This is a genomic window from Nocardia glycosmidis (assembly GCF_052545115.1).
On sequence record NZ_JBQWRH010000004.1, the window covers coordinates 71,585 to 88,672 of the forward strand.

Consider the following 17,088-nt stretch of genomic DNA (forward strand, 5'->3'; position numbering starts at 1 on the left):
CAAACGCAGGAGGGCTGTAGAGCAAATGGTGTTCACGTTGGGTTTCGTGTTGTTCGCGTTAGGCATCACGCTGTCGATCGCGCTGCACGAATGTGGGCACATGTGGACCGCCCAGGCGACCGGAATGAAGGTGCGGCGATACTTCATCGGCTTCGGACCGCGGGTCTTCTCGTTCCGTCGCGGCGAAACCGAATACGGCCTGAAGGCGCTCCCGCTCGGCGGCTTCTGCGACATCGCGGGCATGACCGCCATGGACGAGCTGCGCCCGGAGGAGCTCGATCGCGCCATGTACCGCCAGGCCACCTGGAAGCGGCTGCTGGTCATGTCCGGCGGTATCGCGATGAACTTCGTGCTCGGCTTCATCCTGATCGTGGTGCTCGCCGTCGGCTGGGGGCTGCCGAACCTGACCGAGCCGCCTGCCACGGCGCTGGGTGAGATGAGCTGCGTGCCGCGGCAGACTCCGGATGGCTCCACCGAGCCGTGCACCGGTACCGGTCCGGCGCAGCGCGCCGGATTACAGCGTGGTGACATCGTCAGGGCGGTCAACGGCGTCAAGGTGGACACCTGGCGGCAGTTCCAGGCCGAAACCCAGAAGCAGAATGGCCCGTTCGACTACCTTGTCGAACGGGCAGGCCGCACCCTCAGCATTTCGGTGACACCCGAGCGTGTGCTGCGCTATCCGGAGGGCGGCGGCGCGGGACGCGAAGTCGGCGCCGTCGGCGTGGCGCCGGATCGCTACGAGCCCGTGCAGTACAACGTTTTGACCGCGATCCCCGCCGCGGGTGCGTTCACCGGGGACATGTTCGTGCGCACCGTGGATTCGCTGACCCAGATGCCCGCCAAGGTGTCGTCGCTGTGGGTCGCGGTCACCGGCGGCGAGCGTGATCCGGAAACCCCGGTCAGCGTGTACGGCGCCAGCAAGATCGGCGGTGAGACCGCCGAACGCGGCTACTGGAACATCTTCATCCTGGTGCTGGCCAGCCTGAACTTCTTCCTCGGCGTGTTCAACTTGCTCCCGCTGCTGCCGTTGGACGGCGGCCATATCGCGGTGGTGGTCTACGAGAAGATCCGCAACACCATTCGCGGCTGGAAGGGTATGGCACCCGGCGCGCCGGTGAACTACCTGAAGTTGCTGCCCGTTACTTACGTTTTCGTGGTACTGGGCGGCGCATACATGCTGCTCACCCTGGCTGCCGACATCGTCAATCCGATCAAGCTGTTCTGAGCGGGGTCGTGCGCCGGGCGGCTGGGTTCGCGACGTAGTCTGGCGCGGTCGGCCGGGAAAGCGTTGTCGCTGCTGTCACAGGGTGGCCGTAGTGGGCCAAGGCTAGACTCGGCACCGAATGGGCCGAACACGAGGAAAGTAGGCAGCCGAAGGTGACCAGCACAATCGGACTGGGCATACCGACCGCCCCCGCGGCCGTGCTCGCGTCCCGGCGCAAGACCCGCCAGCTGATGGTGGGCAATGTCGGGGTGGGCAGCGATCACCCGATCTCGGTGCAGTCCATGACCACGACCAAGACGCACGATGTGAACGCCACCTTGCAGCAGATCGCGGAACTGACCGCGTCGGGCTGCGACATCGTGCGGGTGGCCTGCCCGCGTCAGGAGGACGCGGACGCGCTGGCCACGATCGCGCGGAAATCTCAGATCCCGGTGATCGCCGACATCCATTTCCAGCCCCGCTACATCTTCGCGGCGATCGACGCCGGGTGTGCGGCGGTCCGCGTCAACCCCGGCAATATCAAGGAGTTCGACGGCCGGGTCGCAGAGGTCGCCAAGGCCGCGGGCGCCGCGGGCATCCCGATCCGGATCGGCGTGAACGCCGGTTCGCTGGACAAGCGAATGATGGAGAAGTACGGCAAGGCCACGCCGGAGGCGCTGGTCGAGTCGGCGCTGTGGGAGGCGAGCCTGTTCGAGGAGCACGGGTTCGGCGATATCAAGATCTCGGTCAAGCACAACGACCCAGTGATCATGGTGGAGGCCTACCGTCAGTTGGCCGCGCAGTGCGACTACCCGCTGCACCTCGGTGTGACCGAGGCGGGTCCGGCGTTCCAGGGCACGATCAAGTCGGCGGTGGCGTTCGGTGCGCTGCTGGCCGAAGGCATCGGCGACACCATCCGGGTGTCGCTGTCCGCACCGCCCGCCGAGGAGGTCAAGGTCGGCGGGCAGATCCTGCAGTCGTTGAACCTGCGCCCGCGCAAGCTGGAGATCGTGTCCTGCCCGTCGTGTGGGCGCGCGCAGGTGGATGTGTACACCCTGGCCAACGAGGTGACGGCCGGTCTGGAGGGTATGGAGGTACCGCTGCGGGTGGCCGTGATGGGCTGCGTGGTGAACGGGCCCGGCGAGGCACGCGAAGCCGATCTCGGTGTGGCCTCCGGAAACGGCAAGGGCCAGATCTTCGTCAAGGGCGAGGTCATCAAGACCGTCCCGGAGGCGAAGATCGTCGAAACGCTCATCGAAGAGGCGATGCGGATCGCCGAGGATATGGGCGCGGACGCGGCCGCCGGCGAACCGGTCGTCACGGTCGGCTGAGCAAAACGAGCCGACCTGGGCTTTCGGCGTAGCCATACCGGATGGCGCCGGTTCGTGGCAGGCTGTCACCGTGCGGAGTCTGCTGGAGCCGGCGCGACGGGCTAAATATGTCCCTGCGCGGCAGCTCGCGAATCGAGACCTGGCGCAAGCGCTGCGGGTGCTGGATGCCGATCCGGTGGCGTCGTGCATGGTTGCCGCCCGACTGCAGGAGTTCGGCATCGATACCGCGCGTGGCCAGGGTGAGCTGTGGGCCAGGGGCCGTCCGTCCGAGTCGCTGTGCTTCTCGGGGGCGAATCTGGTGCCGTTGCTGGGTAATCGAGATGCGCTGCGCGCCTTCGCCGACCGGGCGCTGCGCTGGCCGCGCGTCTGTTCCTCGGTGGTGGGCCGCAGGGAGCTGGCGTTGCCGTTGTGGGAGATGCTGGCCGGTCATTGGGGTCCCGAACGGGAACTGCGCGGGGAACAACCGCTGCTCGCGCTCGCCCAGCCGCCGCTGGCCACGCCCGACTCGGCAGTTCGCCGGGTACGGCCAGCCGAAATCGATCGCTACCTCTCGGCCGCGATCGCCATGTTCATCGAGGAGGTCGGTGTCGATCCCCGCGCGGGCGATGGCGGGCGCGGCTACCGCCGCCGCATTCAGAGCCTGATCGAATCGGGTCGCGCGTGGGCCCGATTCGAGGACGGCGAAGTCGTTTTCAAGGCCGAAGTGGGCTCGCTGTCCCAGCGTACCGGCCAGATCCAGGGCGTTTGGGTGCATCCGGACCATCGGGGGAAGGGCCGCGGCACCGCGGGCACCGCGGCGGTCGCGAGCGCGGTGGTCGCCTCCGGCCGCATCGCCAGCCTGTACGTGAACGACTACAACGCCGTCGCCCGCCGCGCCTACAGCCGGGTCGGGTTCCGGCAGATCGCGACCTTCGCCACCGTCCTCGTCGACTGACCGCGCGTGCCCCTGCGGCGAATGCCGGAGTGCCGCAGGCATTTGCCGCCCGGGGACCACTACCATCGGTGCCGATGCCGACTCGGATGCTCCTCTCGCTCGCCCTCGCGGTGACCGCGGTGGCCGCCGTGGGCTGCGCGAGCCAGGCGCAGGGGCCGCTGCCGGCTGCGGACGCGTTCGTGAAAGCATTCGCCGAACGTCGGGTCGACGCCGCCGCCGAACTCACCAATTTGCCCGAGAAGGCAAGCGACGCATTGCGTTCCGCGTGGGGCCAGCTGCAGGCCGAGCAACTCGCCGCACGCACCGGCGCGGCACGAGTGACCGGTGACACGGCGACCGTCGACTACACCTACGAATGGCGTTTGCCCAAGAATCGAACCTGGAGCTACACGGGACAGTTGCAGATGGGCCGCAGCAATGGGCGGTGGATGGTCCGCTGGACCGCCGCCAACATCCATCCCCGGCTCGGCGACACCCAAACCATGGCGCTGCGCTCCAATCCGCCGCCGCGGGCGCGGGTCAACGAGCAGTCCGGTAGCGATGTGCTGGTGCCGGGCAAGGTGTCCCGGGTAGCCTTCGCCGCGGCGCAAGCACCCGACGCCGCCGCTGTGGCGACGACCCTGGCCGCGGCCCTGAACCGGTTCGACAAATCACTGACCCCGGATTCGATCCTCGGCGCGGCGAAGGCCGCTGCCGGAGGCTACACCGTCGCGCTGCTCGATCAGAACGAATCGAGTCAGGTGACCACCGATCTCATCGGACTGCCCGGCGTCACGCTGACCCAGCAGTGGGACCTGGTCGCCACCGACCGCTATTTCGCGCGGGATCTGCTCGCCCAGGTGCGCAAGACAGTGATCGCGGAGGTGGATGGCAGGGCGGGTTGGAGCGTGGTCAGTATGAACGCGAACGGCGCCGACACCGACGTACTCACCGAAGTGCCGTCACAACCTGCGCCGTCGTTCTCGCTCAGCATCGACCGCAATGTGCAGAATGCCGCACAGCGCGCCGTGGACGCGCCTACCGAGCAAACCATGATGGTGGTGCTGCGCCCGTCCACCGGCGCGATCCTGGCGGTGGCGCAGAACATGGCCGCCGACCGGGACGGTCCGATCGCGACGATCGGCCAGTACCCGCCCGGCTCGGTGTTCAAGACGGTCACCGCGGCCGCGGCGATGTCGACCGGTCTGGCCACCCCCGACACGGTGCTGCCGTGTCCGAGCCGAATCAACATCGGGGAGCGGACCATCCCCAACTACAACCTGTTCACGGTCGGCAACGTGCCGATGATCACCGCATACGAGCGGTCCTGCAATACGTCGTTCGCCAAACTCGCCAGCGATTTGCCCAGCTCCGCACTGCATGACGCCGCCGCGAAACTGGGTGTGGGGCCTGGCTATTCGGTGGTGGGTCTGCCGACCGCATCCGGTTCGGTGCCGCTGTCCACCGACCTGGTCCAGCGCACCGAAGACGGCATCGGCCAGGGCAAAGTCGTGGTCAGCCCGTTCGGTATGGCGCTCATGGCCGCGACCATCGCGCACGGCTCGGCGCCCGTGCCCTACCTGATCTCGGGTCGCCCCACGCGGATCGACGGCGACCGCCCAGCGCTCGCCCCCGAGGTGCTCGCAGGGTTGCGCTCGATGATGCGGAAGGTGGTCACGGGCGGCACGGCCGAGCGGATCGCCGACCAGGGTGCGGTGTACGGCAAGACGGGCGAGGCCGAAATCGACGGCGGGTCGCACTCCTGGTTCGTCGGCTTCCGCGGTGACATCGCGTTCGCCACACTGCTCGTCAATGGTGGTAGTTCCGACAATGCCGTCGCCGTGACACGGGACATGCTCGCCGCGTTGCCCGCCGGGTACTGAGGCCCGTGCGTTCCCACACCGGGACAACCCAGCACAGATGCTCGCGGTACCGGGAGCGGTCCAGTGGGTGCTGCGCCACGGCAACCATTTTCGACCGATACTTCACGGGTGCGCCCTCCTTCGTCGTAGCTGGTCCGCCGGGTGCGGTAGCGCTCAGTCCCGCGGTGCGATCAGCAGATGCTCCAGGCTGGTCGTCCGGTCGGAATACTCGTCGACGCCGATGACCGCGACGAATTCGCGATCACCGGCGCGCTGCTGGAGTGGACTCCATGACGTGGCGAGGTACCAACCCGCTCCAGCGGTGCCGTGCGGCCCCAGGCCGCCGCAAAAGATCCAGTATCGGTCGGGGTGCAGATGCGGGCTCGGGCGTACCCGAGCGATGACGCCGAAATTGCGGTCGCCCGTCGAGTCGTATTCGCTTCCGTCGATCAACCGCAGGCGTACCGGACGAGCGCCGTCTCCGGCGGCGTGGTCATGGATGGTGAAGAGCGGATGATCGACGGTCTCGAGGTACAGCAGGGTGCAGGCGTTGCCGATCAGCCCGAAGCTGATGTACGGCCGGTCGGAGCGGGCGACGATGTCACGATCGCTGCGGACGTCGGCTCGAATGCTGGTGTGTCGCTGAAGCAGCGAGAACATATACAGCAGTCCGCGCAGATCGTTCTCCGTCACAACCGATGGAACCTCGGCACCGGTCGGGTTCCCGAAGGGGAGGAGAATCCCCGCTGCTCTCAGTGCATCCGCGGACGGGCCGGTCAGCTCCAGTCGCGGGTACACCAGAGTCGTTCCCCGGGTAGTCATCTCGGTCCCGAGGAAGGCTTCGAGGTGAATGTCGGTGCCGGAAGAACTCACCCCGTGGGTTCGCGGGCCGGCTGGTGTGGAGTTGGCCATCTGAAACAATCCTTCAACGGTCCAGCCCGGGAACATTCTCTCCAGCACCCGGCAGTGATAGTCGCGCGGAAGCCCGATCATGCGACCTGACAACCACTGGTAGTACTGCGCCTTCGCCGGCCCATGACCCGGCGGAATGGGCGGGTCGAGCTGCGCCGCGCACCGGTCGTACGCGACGAGGAAATCCGGATGACTTTTGAGATGCCGCTCCGCCAGCAGCATCTTGAGTACGGTCGCCAACGAAAACCCCCTTAACCCCTGCAGCCTCCGTCCACGGTGTCGAAGGCTCTGTTGTATTCGCTCACCGCAACGAAACTGGGCCGCCGGCAAAAGCCTGCCGACGGCCCCAGCCGCATCAACCGTTGGACACAGGTGAAGTCGACTCCATTACTTATTCCTCCAGAGGTCGTGGCGATGTTCTGCACGGTGCCCGTCCCGGCGGGGAAGGCGGCCGCGATGTGTGGTGTCGGAGTCGACGGCGAGCGGGGCTGCCGGTGTGGCACTCGAGGTCGCTGCAGTAGCTGCGGTGAGTCCTGGACGGAGCCCATCGAAGAACCCCTTACCCTGCAGTGCCGCCTGTGTCCCGCGATTCCGCCGTCATCCCGTCAACCGCGACGCGGCTGGGCCGTCGGTAACAGCGCACCGACGGCCCAGCCAAATTATAGCCGTCAGACATAGGTGTAGTTGACGCCATTACTGGTGCCGGTCGCGGTGGTGGCGGTGACCTGGACGGTGCCCGTTCCCGCCGGGGATGTGGCCGTGACCTGCGTATCGGAGACGACGGTAACCCCGGTTGCCGGTGTGGCGCCGAAAGTGACCGCGGTGGTTCCGGTCAGTCCCTGTCCGGTGAGGGTGACCGCGGTCCCGCCTGCGCTGGTCCCGGAGGTCGGGCTGATCGAGGTCAGGTCCGGGACGTAGTCGAAGGAGACGCCATTGCTGGTGCCGGTGGGACCGGTGACGGTGACCTGGACGGTGCCGGTTCCCGCCGGGGATGTCGCCGTAATCTGCGTGTCGCTGACGACGGTGACTCCGGTTGCCGGTGTGGCGCCGAAGGTGATGGCGGTGGCTCCGGTGAAACCCTGGCCGGTGAGGGTGACCGAGGTCCCGCCCGAAGCAGGCCCGGACGTCGGGCTGATCGAGGTCAGGGCCGGGACGTAGTCGAAGGAGACGCCGCCGCTGGTGCCGCCCGGGGTGGTGACCGTGACCTGGACGGTGCCCGTTCCCGCTGGTGATGTGGCCGTTACCTGGGTGTCGGAGACCACGGTGACTCCGGTTGCGGGTGTGGCGCCGAAGGTGACGGCGGTGGCTCCGGTGAAACCCTGTCCGGTGAGGGTGACTGCGGTACCGCCGGAGGCGGGCCCGGACGTCGGGGTGATGGAGGTCAGCACCGGAACATAGGAGAAGGCCACGCCACCGCTGGTACCGGTCGGACCGGTGACCGTGACTTGGACGACGCCCGATCCTGCTGGTGATGTGGCGGTGATCTGGGTGTCGGAGACCACGGTGACTCCGGTTGCGGGTGTGCTGCCGAAGGTGACCGCGGTGGCTCCGGTGAAACCTTGGCCGGTGAGGGTGACCGCGGTCCCGCCGGAAGCGGACCCGGAGGTCGGAGCGATGGAAGTCAGGGCCGGGACGTAGTCGAAGGAGACGCCGCCGCTGGTCCCGCCCGGGGTGGTGACCGTGACTTGGACAGTGCCCGTTCCGGCCGGGGATGTGGCGGTGATCTGGGTGTCGGAGACGACGGTGACTCCGGTTGCCGGTGTGCTGCCGAAGGTGACCGCGGTGGCTCCGGTGAAACCTGCCCCGCTCAGGGTGACCGCGGTACCGCCGGAAGCGGACCCGGAGGTCGGGGCGATGGAGGTCAGGACCGGGACGTAGGCGAAGGCCACGCCGTTGCTGGTGCCGGTCGGACCGGTGACGGTGACCTGGACGACGCCCGATCCCGAAGGAGATGTGGCGGTGATCTGCGTATCGGAGACGACGACGACTCCCGTTGCCGGTGTGCTACCGAAGGTGACCGCGGTGGCTCCGGTGAAGCCTTGCCCGGTGAGGGTGACCGCGGTGCCGCCGGAGGCGGGCCCGGACGCCGGGCTGATCGAGGTCAGGACCGGGACGTAGGCGAAGGAGACGCCGCCGCTGGTACCGCCCGGGGTGGTGACGGTGACCTGGACGGTGCCGGTTCCGGCCGGGGATGTGGCGGTGATCTGGGTGTCGGAGACCACGACGACTCCGGTTGCCGGTGTGGCGCCGAAGGTGACGGCGGTGGCTCCGGTGAAGCCCTGGCCGGTGAGGGTGACCGCGGTCCCGCCGGAAGCAGGCCCGGAGGTCGGAGCGATGGAAGTCAGGACCGGGACGTAGGCGAAGGCCACGCCGTTGCTGGTGCCGGTCGGACCGGTAACGGTGACCTGGACGACACCCGCTCCCGAAGGAGATGTGGCCGTGATCTGCGTATCGGAGACGACGACGACTCCGGTTGCCGGTGTGGCGCCGAAGGTGACGGCGGTGGCTCCGGTGAAGCCCTGCCCGGTCAGGGTGACCGCGGTGCCTCCCGAAGCTGACCCGGACGCTGGGCTGATCGACGTCAGCACCGGAACATAGGCGAAGGCCACGCCGTTGCTGGTGCCGTTCGGACCGGTAACGGTGACTTGGACGGTGCCGGTTCCGGCCGGTGATGTGGCTGTTATCTGGGTGTCGGAGACGACGGTGACTCCCGTTGCGGGTGTGCTACCGAAGGTGACGGCGGTGGCTCCGGTGAAACCTTGGCCGGTGAGGATGACCGCAGTTCCGCCCGAAGCAGGCCCCGACGCCGGGCTGATCGAGGTCAGGGCCGGGACGTAGGCGAAGGCCACGCCGTTGCTGGTGCCGGTCGGACCGGTGACGGTGACCTGGACGGTGCCGGTTCCGGCCGGGGATGTGGCGGTGATCTGGGTGTCGGAGACGACGACGACTCCGGTTGCCGGTGTGGCGCCGAAGGTGACGGCGGTGGCTCCGGTGAAGCCTTGGCCGGTGAGGGTGACGGCGGTCCCGCCTGAAGCGGGCCCGGACGCTGGGACGATGGAGGTCAGGACCGGAACATAGGCGAAGGCCACGCCGTTGCTGGTGCCGGTCGGACCGGTAACGGTGACCTGGACGACACCCGATCCCGAAGGAGATGTGGCCGTGATCTGCGTATCGGAAACGACGGTGACCCCGGTTGCGGGTGTGCTACCGAAGGTGACGGCGGTGGCTCCGGTGAAGCCTTGGCCGGTGAGGGTGACGGCGGTCCCGCCGGAGGCGGGCCCGGACGCCGGGGCGATGGAGGTCAGCACCGGAACATAAGAGAAGGCCACGCCACCGCTGGTGCCGCCCGGGGTCGTGACGGTGACCTGGACGGTGCCCGTTCCAGCTGGTGATGTGGCCGTGATTTGCGTGTTGGAGACGACGGTGACCCCGGTTGCGGGTGTGCTACCGAAGGTGACGGCAGTGGCTCCAGTGAAGCCCTGGCCGGTGAGGGTGACCGCGGTCCCGCCTGAAGCAGGCCCCGACGCCGGGACGATGGAGGTCAGCACCGGGACGTAGGCGAAGGCCACACCATTGCTGGTACCGGTCGGACCGGTGACCGTGACCTGGACGACGCCCGATCCCGAGGGGGATGTGGCCGTGATCTGGGTATCGGAAACCACAATGACTCCGGTTGCCGGTGTGGCGCCGAAGGTGACGGCGGTGGCTCCGGTGAAACCCTGGCCGGTGAGGGTGACGGCGGTCCCGCCGGAAGCGGGCCCGGAGGCCGGGCTGATGGAGGTCAGAGCCGGGACGTAGGCGAAGGAGACGCCGCCGCTGGTGCCGGTCGGACCGGTAACGGTGACTTGGACGGTGCCGGTTCCGGCCGGGGATATGGCCGTGATCTGGGTATCGGAGACCACGACCACCCCGGTCGCGGGTGTGCTACCGAAGGTGACGGCGGTGGCTCCGGTGAAGCCCTGCCCGGTGAGGGTGACCGCGGTACCGCCGGAGGCGGGTCCCGAAGTCGGGGCTATGGAAGTCAGCACCGGAACATAGGCGAAGGCCACACCGTTGCTGGTGCCGGTCGGACCGGTGACCGTGACTTGGACGGTGCCCGTTCCAGCTGGGGATGTGGCTGTGATCTGGGTATCGGAGACGACGACGACTCCGGTCGCTGGTGTGCTACCGAAGGTGACCGTGGTGGCTCCGGTGAAGCCTTGGCCGGTGAGGGTGACCGCGGTCCCGCCGGAGGCGGGCCCGGTTGCTGGGGCGATGGAGGTCAGGACCGGGACGTAGGCGAAGGAGACGCCGTTGCTGGTGCCGCCCGGGGTGGTGACGGTGACCTGGACGACGCCCGATCCCGCTGGCGAGGTGGCGGTGATCTGGGTGTTGGAGACGACGACGACTCCGGTCGCGGGTGTGCTACCGAAGGTGACGGCGGTGGCTCCGGTGAAACCTTGGCCGGTCAGGGTGACCGCGGTCCCGCCTGAAGCAGGCCCGGAGGTCGGGGCGATGGAGGTCAGCACCGGAACATAAGAGAAGGCCACGCCACCGCTGGTGCCGGTCGGACCGGTAACGGTGACTTGGACGACGCTCGATCCTGCCGGGGATATGGCCGTGATCTGGGTATCGGAAACGACCACGACTCCGGTTGCCGGTGTGGCGCCGAAGGTGACGGCGGTGGCTCCGGTGAAACCTTGCCCGGTGAGGGTAACCGCGGTACCGCCGGAGGCGGGCCCGGACGCCGGGGCGATGGAGGTCAGGACCGGGACGTAGGCGAAGGAGACGCCATTGCTGGTACCGCCCGGGGTGGTGACGGTGACCTGGACGACGCCCGTTCCGGCCGGGGATGTGGCCGTGATTTGGGTGTTGGAGACGACGACGACTCCGGTTGCCGGTGTGCTACCGAAGGTGACGGCGGTGGCTCCGGTGAAGCCTTGCCCGGTGAGGGTGACTGCGGTACCGCCGGAGGCGGGCCCGGTTGCTGGGGCGATGGAGGTCAGGACCGGGACGTAGGCGAAGGAGACGCCATTGCTGGTGCCGCCCGGGGTGGTGACGGTGACCTGGACGACGCCCGATCCCGCTGGCGAGGTGGCGGTGATCTGGGTGTTGGAGACGACGACGACTCCGGTCGCGGGTGTGCTACCGAAGGTGACGGCGGTGGCTCCGGTGAAGCCCTGGCCGGTCAGGGTGACCGCAGTCCCGCCCGAAGCGGGCCCGGACGCCGGGGCGATGGAGGTCAGCACCGGAACATAGCTGTAGGCCACGCCATTGCTGGTGCCGATCGGGGTGGTGACGGTGACTTGGACGACGCCCGATCCCGCTGGTGCGGTGGCTGTGATCTGCGTAGCGGAGACGACGGTGAACGAGGTCGCCGGTGTGGCGCCGAAGGTGACCGCGGTGGCTCCGGTGAAGCCTGTCCCGGTGAGGGTGACCGTGGTACCACCGGTGGCGGGTCCGGACGTCGGGCTGATCGAGGTCAGGGTGGGCACCGCGGCATAGGTGTAGGGGACCCCGTTGCTGGTGCCACCCATGCCGGTGACGGTGACCTGCACTGTACCGGCCGACCCGGCGGGCGCGATGGCCGTGATCTGGGTAGACGAGTTGATGGTGAAGGTGGTTGCGGTGCTGCCGAATCGCACGGTCAAGGGGCCGGTGAACCCGGTGCCGGTGATCGTGACGCTGTTCCCTCCCGAAATGGGCCCTACCGTTGGGGAAATGGAGGTGATGGTCGGGACCACGACATAGGTGTAGGAGAGTGGGTTGCTGGTGCCACCAGGGCCGGTGACGGTGACCGACACGATGCCCGTTCCCGCCGGGCTGGTGGCCGTGATCTGAGTATTGGAGTTGACGATGAACGAAGTCGCCGGTGTGGCACCGAAATTGACCGCGGTGGCTCCGGTGAAGTTTGTCCCGGTGATGGTGACCGTCGTGCCGCCCGAGGTGGGTCCTTGGCTGGGGCTGAGGCTGCTCAGCGAGGGCACCGCGAGATAGGTGTAAGGCACCCCGTTGCTGGTTCCACCCAGTGTGGTCACGGTGACCTGCACTGTACCGACCGAACCGGAAGGGGCGATGGCCGTGATCTGGGTGGAGGAGTTTATGGTGAAGCTGGTCGCCGTACTGCCGAACCGCACGGTGGTGGGGCCGGCGAATCCGGTGCCGGTGATCGTGACGCTGTTGCCCCCGGTGCTGGGTCCTGATGTCGGGGAGATGGAAGTGATGGTAGGCACGGCGCTGCCTCCTTGTTGCTAGGGTGATTGATCCTCTGCACCGGGGGGTGCCCGACTCGCTCAGTGGCCCGGCTCTTTCCATTAACGCCCCTGGGCCGCTGCCTGGGCAACGAGTGTCCGAATCCGTTTTGGTCCGTTTTCGGATTATCACGCCGTGGTGACGGTGCCAGCTGCGGTGGTGAGTTCGGCTCCGTCAGGTGTTGCGGCGGAGCAATTTTCGTCGGACTGCGGCGCGGGGCGCGAAGGGTCGGCCGCCGAGGGCTGTCGGCGGCTGGGGGTAGGCGCGACGCGAGAATGGCTTCCGGCGGAGCCCACCCGGATGGGACCCCTCGCGTTACAGGAACAGCTCTGGCGGATCATCGAATTCGAGACCTGCCTGCCGTGCCCGGGTTACCATTCTCCTGTCCCACTCTCGGTGCACCCGCAGTGCCATACGGAACTCGCCCATCTGCTCGGACATCTGCTGTGTCTGCGAAATAGCAAGGTCGCTCAGCACTTTCGCGGCGTCGGCCTTCGTCTTGGTCATGGTGGCGTCGACATCGCCGCGCCTGAACCAGGCCGTCACGATCGCCGATAGCACCGAGGAGCTGGCGATCAGCACGAGCACTGCGAACACCGGCGACTGCTGGACTATGGTCATGGCTCCTCCCTGATCACCGCATGCAGGGCTCGCACGTCCTGCAGCACCTGCCGGCGCTTCCACAGAAACGCGAGACCCAGCGCGATGGGTAGCGGCCCGCCGAGAATCGTGGCCGGACCGACAGTTCGATACTGGAACTGCAGCGCCAGTAGCTGGGCGCCGAATGCCATCAGCGACCAGCCGAGCGCACCCAATCCGATCTGCTCGACCAGGTAACCCCATACGCGCCGAGCGAACACGCCGACCAGCGTCGCGACGCACCCGACCAGCAGGAGTACCAGCCACAGCCGCCGGAATCCCGTGGGCATGCTGGAGGTAGCGGAACCCGCAGGCGGACCGTAGAACGCCTGCAAGAGTGCTGACACCCCGAACACGGCGCACAGGACCACTTCGAAGGGATCGTGGCGTGTCGTCGCCTTCGGGCGTTTCATGCGGGTTCACCGCTGTCCGGCGGCGCTGGACTCACCCGGCGCCGCGCCGACTCGACGGCCGGAAGTCCCAGCGCCGCTGCGACAACGGCGACGATAAATCCGGACGCGTCCTCCGAGATGACCCCCTTGGTAACGCCGTACCCGATGGCGGCTACCAGTAGCGGGTACAGCAGGGTGCGTACGGGCTCGCTGCGCAGGGTCGTGAGTATCTTGTTCATCGGTTTCCCTTTCTCATTAGTGTGGAAGCTCGCCGATGCCGTCGGCGACCGGGTAGGGTCCAGTAGACGAGCCCGTCTTTGGAAGTTTGATATGTCCGATATCCCAGGGGTTTCGTCGGAGCCGGGCGGCCGAGGCAACCTTCTTCTGCCCGCTGGGTTTCGGTATCGTGCGGATCACCGCGTCTGGTTGGAAGTTCCGTGTAGTTGGGCGCCACCGCTCGGGGCTGAGGTTGTTCAGCACGGTGCGTTCGGCGCGTCGACGAACAGCGGAACCTAGTCGAACCCGTATGTGGAAGAGGAGGGTTCGGCATGCTGTTCGCCCGCGCCTGCCCAGGCGCAGCAGTCGGCTGCGGCGCGGCCCGCCTCCGTCGCGCAGGGACGCCGCGAGTGTTGCCCCGACGGCGGGGAGAGGAAAGTAGGCATGTGCTGCCTCCTAGTTTGCTGATTCCTCAGTACCGGGGTGTCCGACTGTGGTAGTGGCCCGGTCATATACCACCATTAACACCCCGGGACCTGCACTTGGGCAACGCGTCCCAGTATCCGTTTTTGTCCGTTTTCCGGATTGTTGCCAGAGGTTGACGATCTCGGGGCCGATCGGCGCGGATATGCCGTCTGGCATTGCAACAGCGGGGTATTGGCAACCGGGAGGGTGTCCCGACTCACTCACTTGCCCGGTACCCCAGCAACGTCCCGCCCCTGGTTCCGACGAGCTCGCTACCAGGTTTCGGGGTGGGTGGATTCGAGGTCGCGGAGGGCTTGCTCGATCCAGGTTGTGAAGTGGGTGGTGAGGTCGGCGGGGGTGGTGGGGCGGACGGTGACGTGGTGTGCGGTGTTCGGTGTAGCGGCCGTCGTCCGAGATGTCGTGCCATTGGCAGACTTTGGCCGGTTTGGCGCGGGCGTGCAGGGGAGAGGTGAGCGGGACGGCGGTGCCGAGCCCGAGCGAGGCGCGGTCGTGAGCCGAACGCCTTCTGACTTGGCTGCCGGGCTCCTTTCGGGCACCTCGCGCGGCTGTGCGCGTCTTCGCGGGTTCTGGTGCACAGACCTTCACCCCGTGGCGGCTGACCGAACCCCGGCTTCAGTCCCGGCGCAATGTCGCGGCGAGGTGATGTTGTAACGGCTCGCCGACCGCTGCCATGCGCAGGCTGTAGTCGATGGTGTCGCCGGAGAGGTGGATGGAGCGGCTGAGGGCGGCCACGAGTTTCGCGGTGCCGCTGCGGCCGATGCTGCTGGAGTCCAATTCGATGCGCAAGGCGTCGTCTTCGATGGTCAATGAACCCTCGCAGATTTCGGTTATTCCGGTGGGGTGGGCGAGGATCAATTCGACCTGGCCGGGATGCGGGCAGCGCAGGTAACCGGTTTCGGCGTGCAGCGATCTGCCGTCGTCGGTGGCGCGGGTCTTTTGTCGGTAGGTGAGGAACGGGCGGCCGAGATGGCCGAAGCGGATCTCCTCGACGTAGCCGAATGGCCGGATGGTCGGGTATTCGCCCTGGCCGTCGCCGCGCCACGTGCCGAGCAGTGCCGCGAGCGGGGCGATATCCGGATGCGGAGCGATGGAGGGCTGGGCTTCGACCACGGCGAACAGCCTAAACCTTGCTTCGTACGCCGTTCCGATGCTCCCCGAAATGTGTCGCGCTAAGGTTAGCGTCACCTTAGCGCCCCTGTGGTGTGTTGCAGGAAAGGAAACAGGAACTTGAACGGACGTTGGAATGAGTCGTGGCGCGGTGCTGCGCCCTGGTCACGGGGCAGAAGCGGTCTGCTGCGCGTGTCGGCGCTGGGCGCTGCGCTGGTCGTCGCGGCGGCCTGCTCGAACTCGAAGTCCGACGAGGTGCCCGCACTCGACGGAAACAAGTACGTCCAGACCAATCTGGCTGCCAACAACACGGAGTACAACGCGCAGTTCACCATCCCCGAGATGGTGAACGCGTGGGGTCTCGCCGACCGGCCCAAGGGGGCCGGAGGGCATTTCTGGGTCGGCGCGGGCGGCAGATCGTTCCAGTTCGTCGGTGACGTCACCGAGTCGTCGGACGACAAAGTGCACAAGCTCTTCCAGGACGGGCTGAAGATCGTCACCATTCCGGGCGCCGACGCCGACACCTCGGACAAGAGCGAGGGCAAGACCACGGGCGTCGTGTTCAACCCGGCACCGATCGCCTCCGATCTGTTCGTCGTGCGCGACCAGCCCGTCGAGGCGGAAGGCGGCCCGCTGAACGGCTCGGCCCGCTTCATCTTCGCCACCGACTCCGGCAAGATCTCGGCGTGGACCGAACAGGGCTTCGAGGGCCAGGTCGTGCGGCACGACGGGCCGGCCAACCTGGTCTTCGACGGTAAGCCGCAGGGCATGCAGTTCTTCGGGATCGCTCTGACCCCTTCCGGGGACAAGCTGCTCGCCGCCGATTTCGGCGCCGACCCGCAGGTCCGGACGTTCGACAAGAACTGGCAGCTGATTGCGACGACCGGCTTCGCCAACCCGTTCGCCACCGGTGACGCGATCGACCCGGCCGCACCGGAGAAGGGGAAGAAGGCCAAGCCGGGTGATCCCGCGCCGTTCAACGTTTCGACGGTCGGCAAACGCGTTTTCGTCTCCTACGCCACCACCCAGCCGGATGAGACCGACCCGAGCAAATTCGATGCGGGCGAAGAGGATTCGCTGGACAAGGATAAGGAGCAGGCGGCCGGCGGCAAACCGGACCGGGGCAAGCTCGCCGAGTTCGATGCCGACGGCAAGCTGGTGCGCATCCTCGACGACGGTAAGCGCCTGAACGCGCCGTGGGCGGTGACCGTCGCGCCGGAGGGTTTCGGCCCGCTCAGCGGCAAATTGCTGGTCGGCAACTTCGGCGGCGCCGGCCACCTGCTCGCCTACGACGACGCCACCGGCAAGTTCGCCGATTATCTGCGTGACGCCGACGGCAAGCCGGTCGCGATCGAAGGTCTGTGGGCGCTGATGTTCGGTAACGGCGAAAGCCTCGGCGACGCCGACTCGCTGTACTTCACCGCGGGACCCGACGATGAGAAGGACGGCCTGTTCGGCAAGCTCCGCTTGAAGTAACCGCTTGGCAGCGGCCCGCACTATCCGGTGCGGGCCGCTGCTGCGTTATCGACCGCCCGTAGGCGCCGATGCCCGGCGTTCGGTGCGCTGCGCACGAATGGCCGCCTCGACCTCCTGCACCGCAACGCGAATGGCGGCCCCGTAGCCGTCGTCGGCGAGCGCATGCAGATGGGCGCGGGCGGTGTCGATCTCGCGCTGAGCGGCAACGAATGAGCTGAGTCTGCGGTAATCGTCGGCGAGGTTGAGATGTAGTGACGGGTAGAAGCCCGCTACCCGCAGGGATGCGTCATAGCTCTGAACGCGATCGTCGGCGAGGGAT

General features: G+C 67.4%; 11 protein-coding genes. 5 read left to right on the top strand and 6 right to left on the bottom strand.

Going from position 1 to position 17,088, the window contains the following annotated elements:
• The first annotated feature begins 25 nt into the window (after window positions 1–25).
• The 4 genes from ACT86A_RS06285 to ACT86A_RS06300 all read left to right on the top strand — a co-directional run bounded on the left by ACT86A_RS06285 (window position 26) and on the right by ACT86A_RS06300 (window position 5,331).
• Complete coding sequence (locus ACT86A_RS06285) at window positions 26–1,225, top strand: M50 family metallopeptidase (protein ID WP_445091039.1); 1,200 nt, start codon at window positions 26–28, stop codon at window positions 1,223–1,225.
• 152 nt (window positions 1,226–1,377) lie between these two features.
• Window positions 1,378–2,535 carry a flavodoxin-dependent (E)-4-hydroxy-3-methylbut-2-enyl-diphosphate synthase gene (gene ispG, locus ACT86A_RS06290; RefSeq protein ID WP_445091040.1) on the top strand — a complete coding sequence of 386 codons (1,158 nt, stop codon included), beginning with the start codon at window positions 1,378–1,380 and terminating at the stop codon, window positions 2,533–2,535.
• 70 nt (window positions 2,536–2,605) lie between these two features.
• Window positions 2,606–3,469, top strand: a complete 864-nt coding sequence (locus ACT86A_RS06295) for a GNAT family N-acetyltransferase (RefSeq protein ID WP_445091041.1) — start codon at window positions 2,606–2,608, stop codon at window positions 3,467–3,469.
• A 74-nt stretch (window positions 3,470–3,543) separates the two neighbouring features.
• Window positions 3,544–5,331, top strand: a complete 1,788-nt coding sequence (locus tag ACT86A_RS06300) for a penicillin-binding transpeptidase domain-containing protein (protein ID WP_445091042.1) — start codon at window positions 3,544–3,546, stop codon at window positions 5,329–5,331.
• Window positions 5,332–5,484: 153 nt separating this feature from the next.
• On the opposite strand, the gene ACT86A_RS06305 is transcribed toward ACT86A_RS06300, so the two are convergent.
• From ACT86A_RS06305 to ACT86A_RS06330, 6 genes are all read right to left on the bottom strand, one after another.
• The gene (locus ACT86A_RS06305; protein ID WP_445091043.1) at window positions 5,485–6,462 is read right to left on the bottom strand and encodes a hypothetical protein; all 978 of its coding nucleotides are present in this window, start codon (window positions 6,460–6,462) and stop codon (window positions 5,485–5,487) included.
• Window positions 6,463–6,890: 428 nt separating this feature from the next.
• Window positions 6,891–12,434, bottom strand: coding sequence for an IPT/TIG domain-containing protein (locus tag ACT86A_RS06310; RefSeq protein WP_445091044.1), 5,544 nt, complete (start codon window positions 12,432–12,434; stop codon window positions 6,891–6,893).
• Window positions 12,435–12,768: 334 nt separating this feature from the next.
• Window positions 12,769–13,074, bottom strand: a complete 306-nt coding sequence (locus ACT86A_RS06315; protein ID WP_445091045.1) for a hypothetical protein — start codon at window positions 13,072–13,074, stop codon at window positions 12,769–12,771.
• Entirely contained in the window at window positions 13,071–13,505 is a 435-nt protein-coding gene (locus ACT86A_RS06320) for a hypothetical protein (protein WP_445091046.1), read from the bottom strand. Before ACT86A_RS06320 ends, ACT86A_RS06315 begins: the two co-directional genes overlap by 4 nt.
• Window positions 13,502–13,723 carry a hypothetical protein gene (locus ACT86A_RS06325; RefSeq protein WP_445091047.1) on the bottom strand — a complete coding sequence of 74 codons (222 nt, stop codon included), beginning with the start codon at window positions 13,721–13,723 and terminating at the stop codon, window positions 13,502–13,504. The genes ACT86A_RS06320 and ACT86A_RS06325 overlap by 4 nt, the downstream gene beginning before the upstream one ends.
• Window positions 13,724–14,798: 1,075 nt before the next feature.
• The gene (locus ACT86A_RS06330; protein ID WP_445091048.1) at window positions 14,799–15,296 is read right to left on the bottom strand and encodes a peroxynitrite isomerase; all 498 of its coding nucleotides are present in this window, start codon (window positions 15,294–15,296) and stop codon (window positions 14,799–14,801) included.
• Window positions 15,297–15,476: 180 nt separating this feature from the next.
• On the opposite strand from ACT86A_RS06330, the gene ACT86A_RS06335 reads away from it, so the two are divergent.
• A complete protein-coding gene (locus tag ACT86A_RS06335; RefSeq protein ID WP_445091321.1) occupies window positions 15,477–16,769 on the top strand; it encodes a TIGR03118 family protein in 1,293 nt (430 codons plus the stop codon).
• Window positions 16,770–17,088 lie beyond the last annotated feature (319 nt).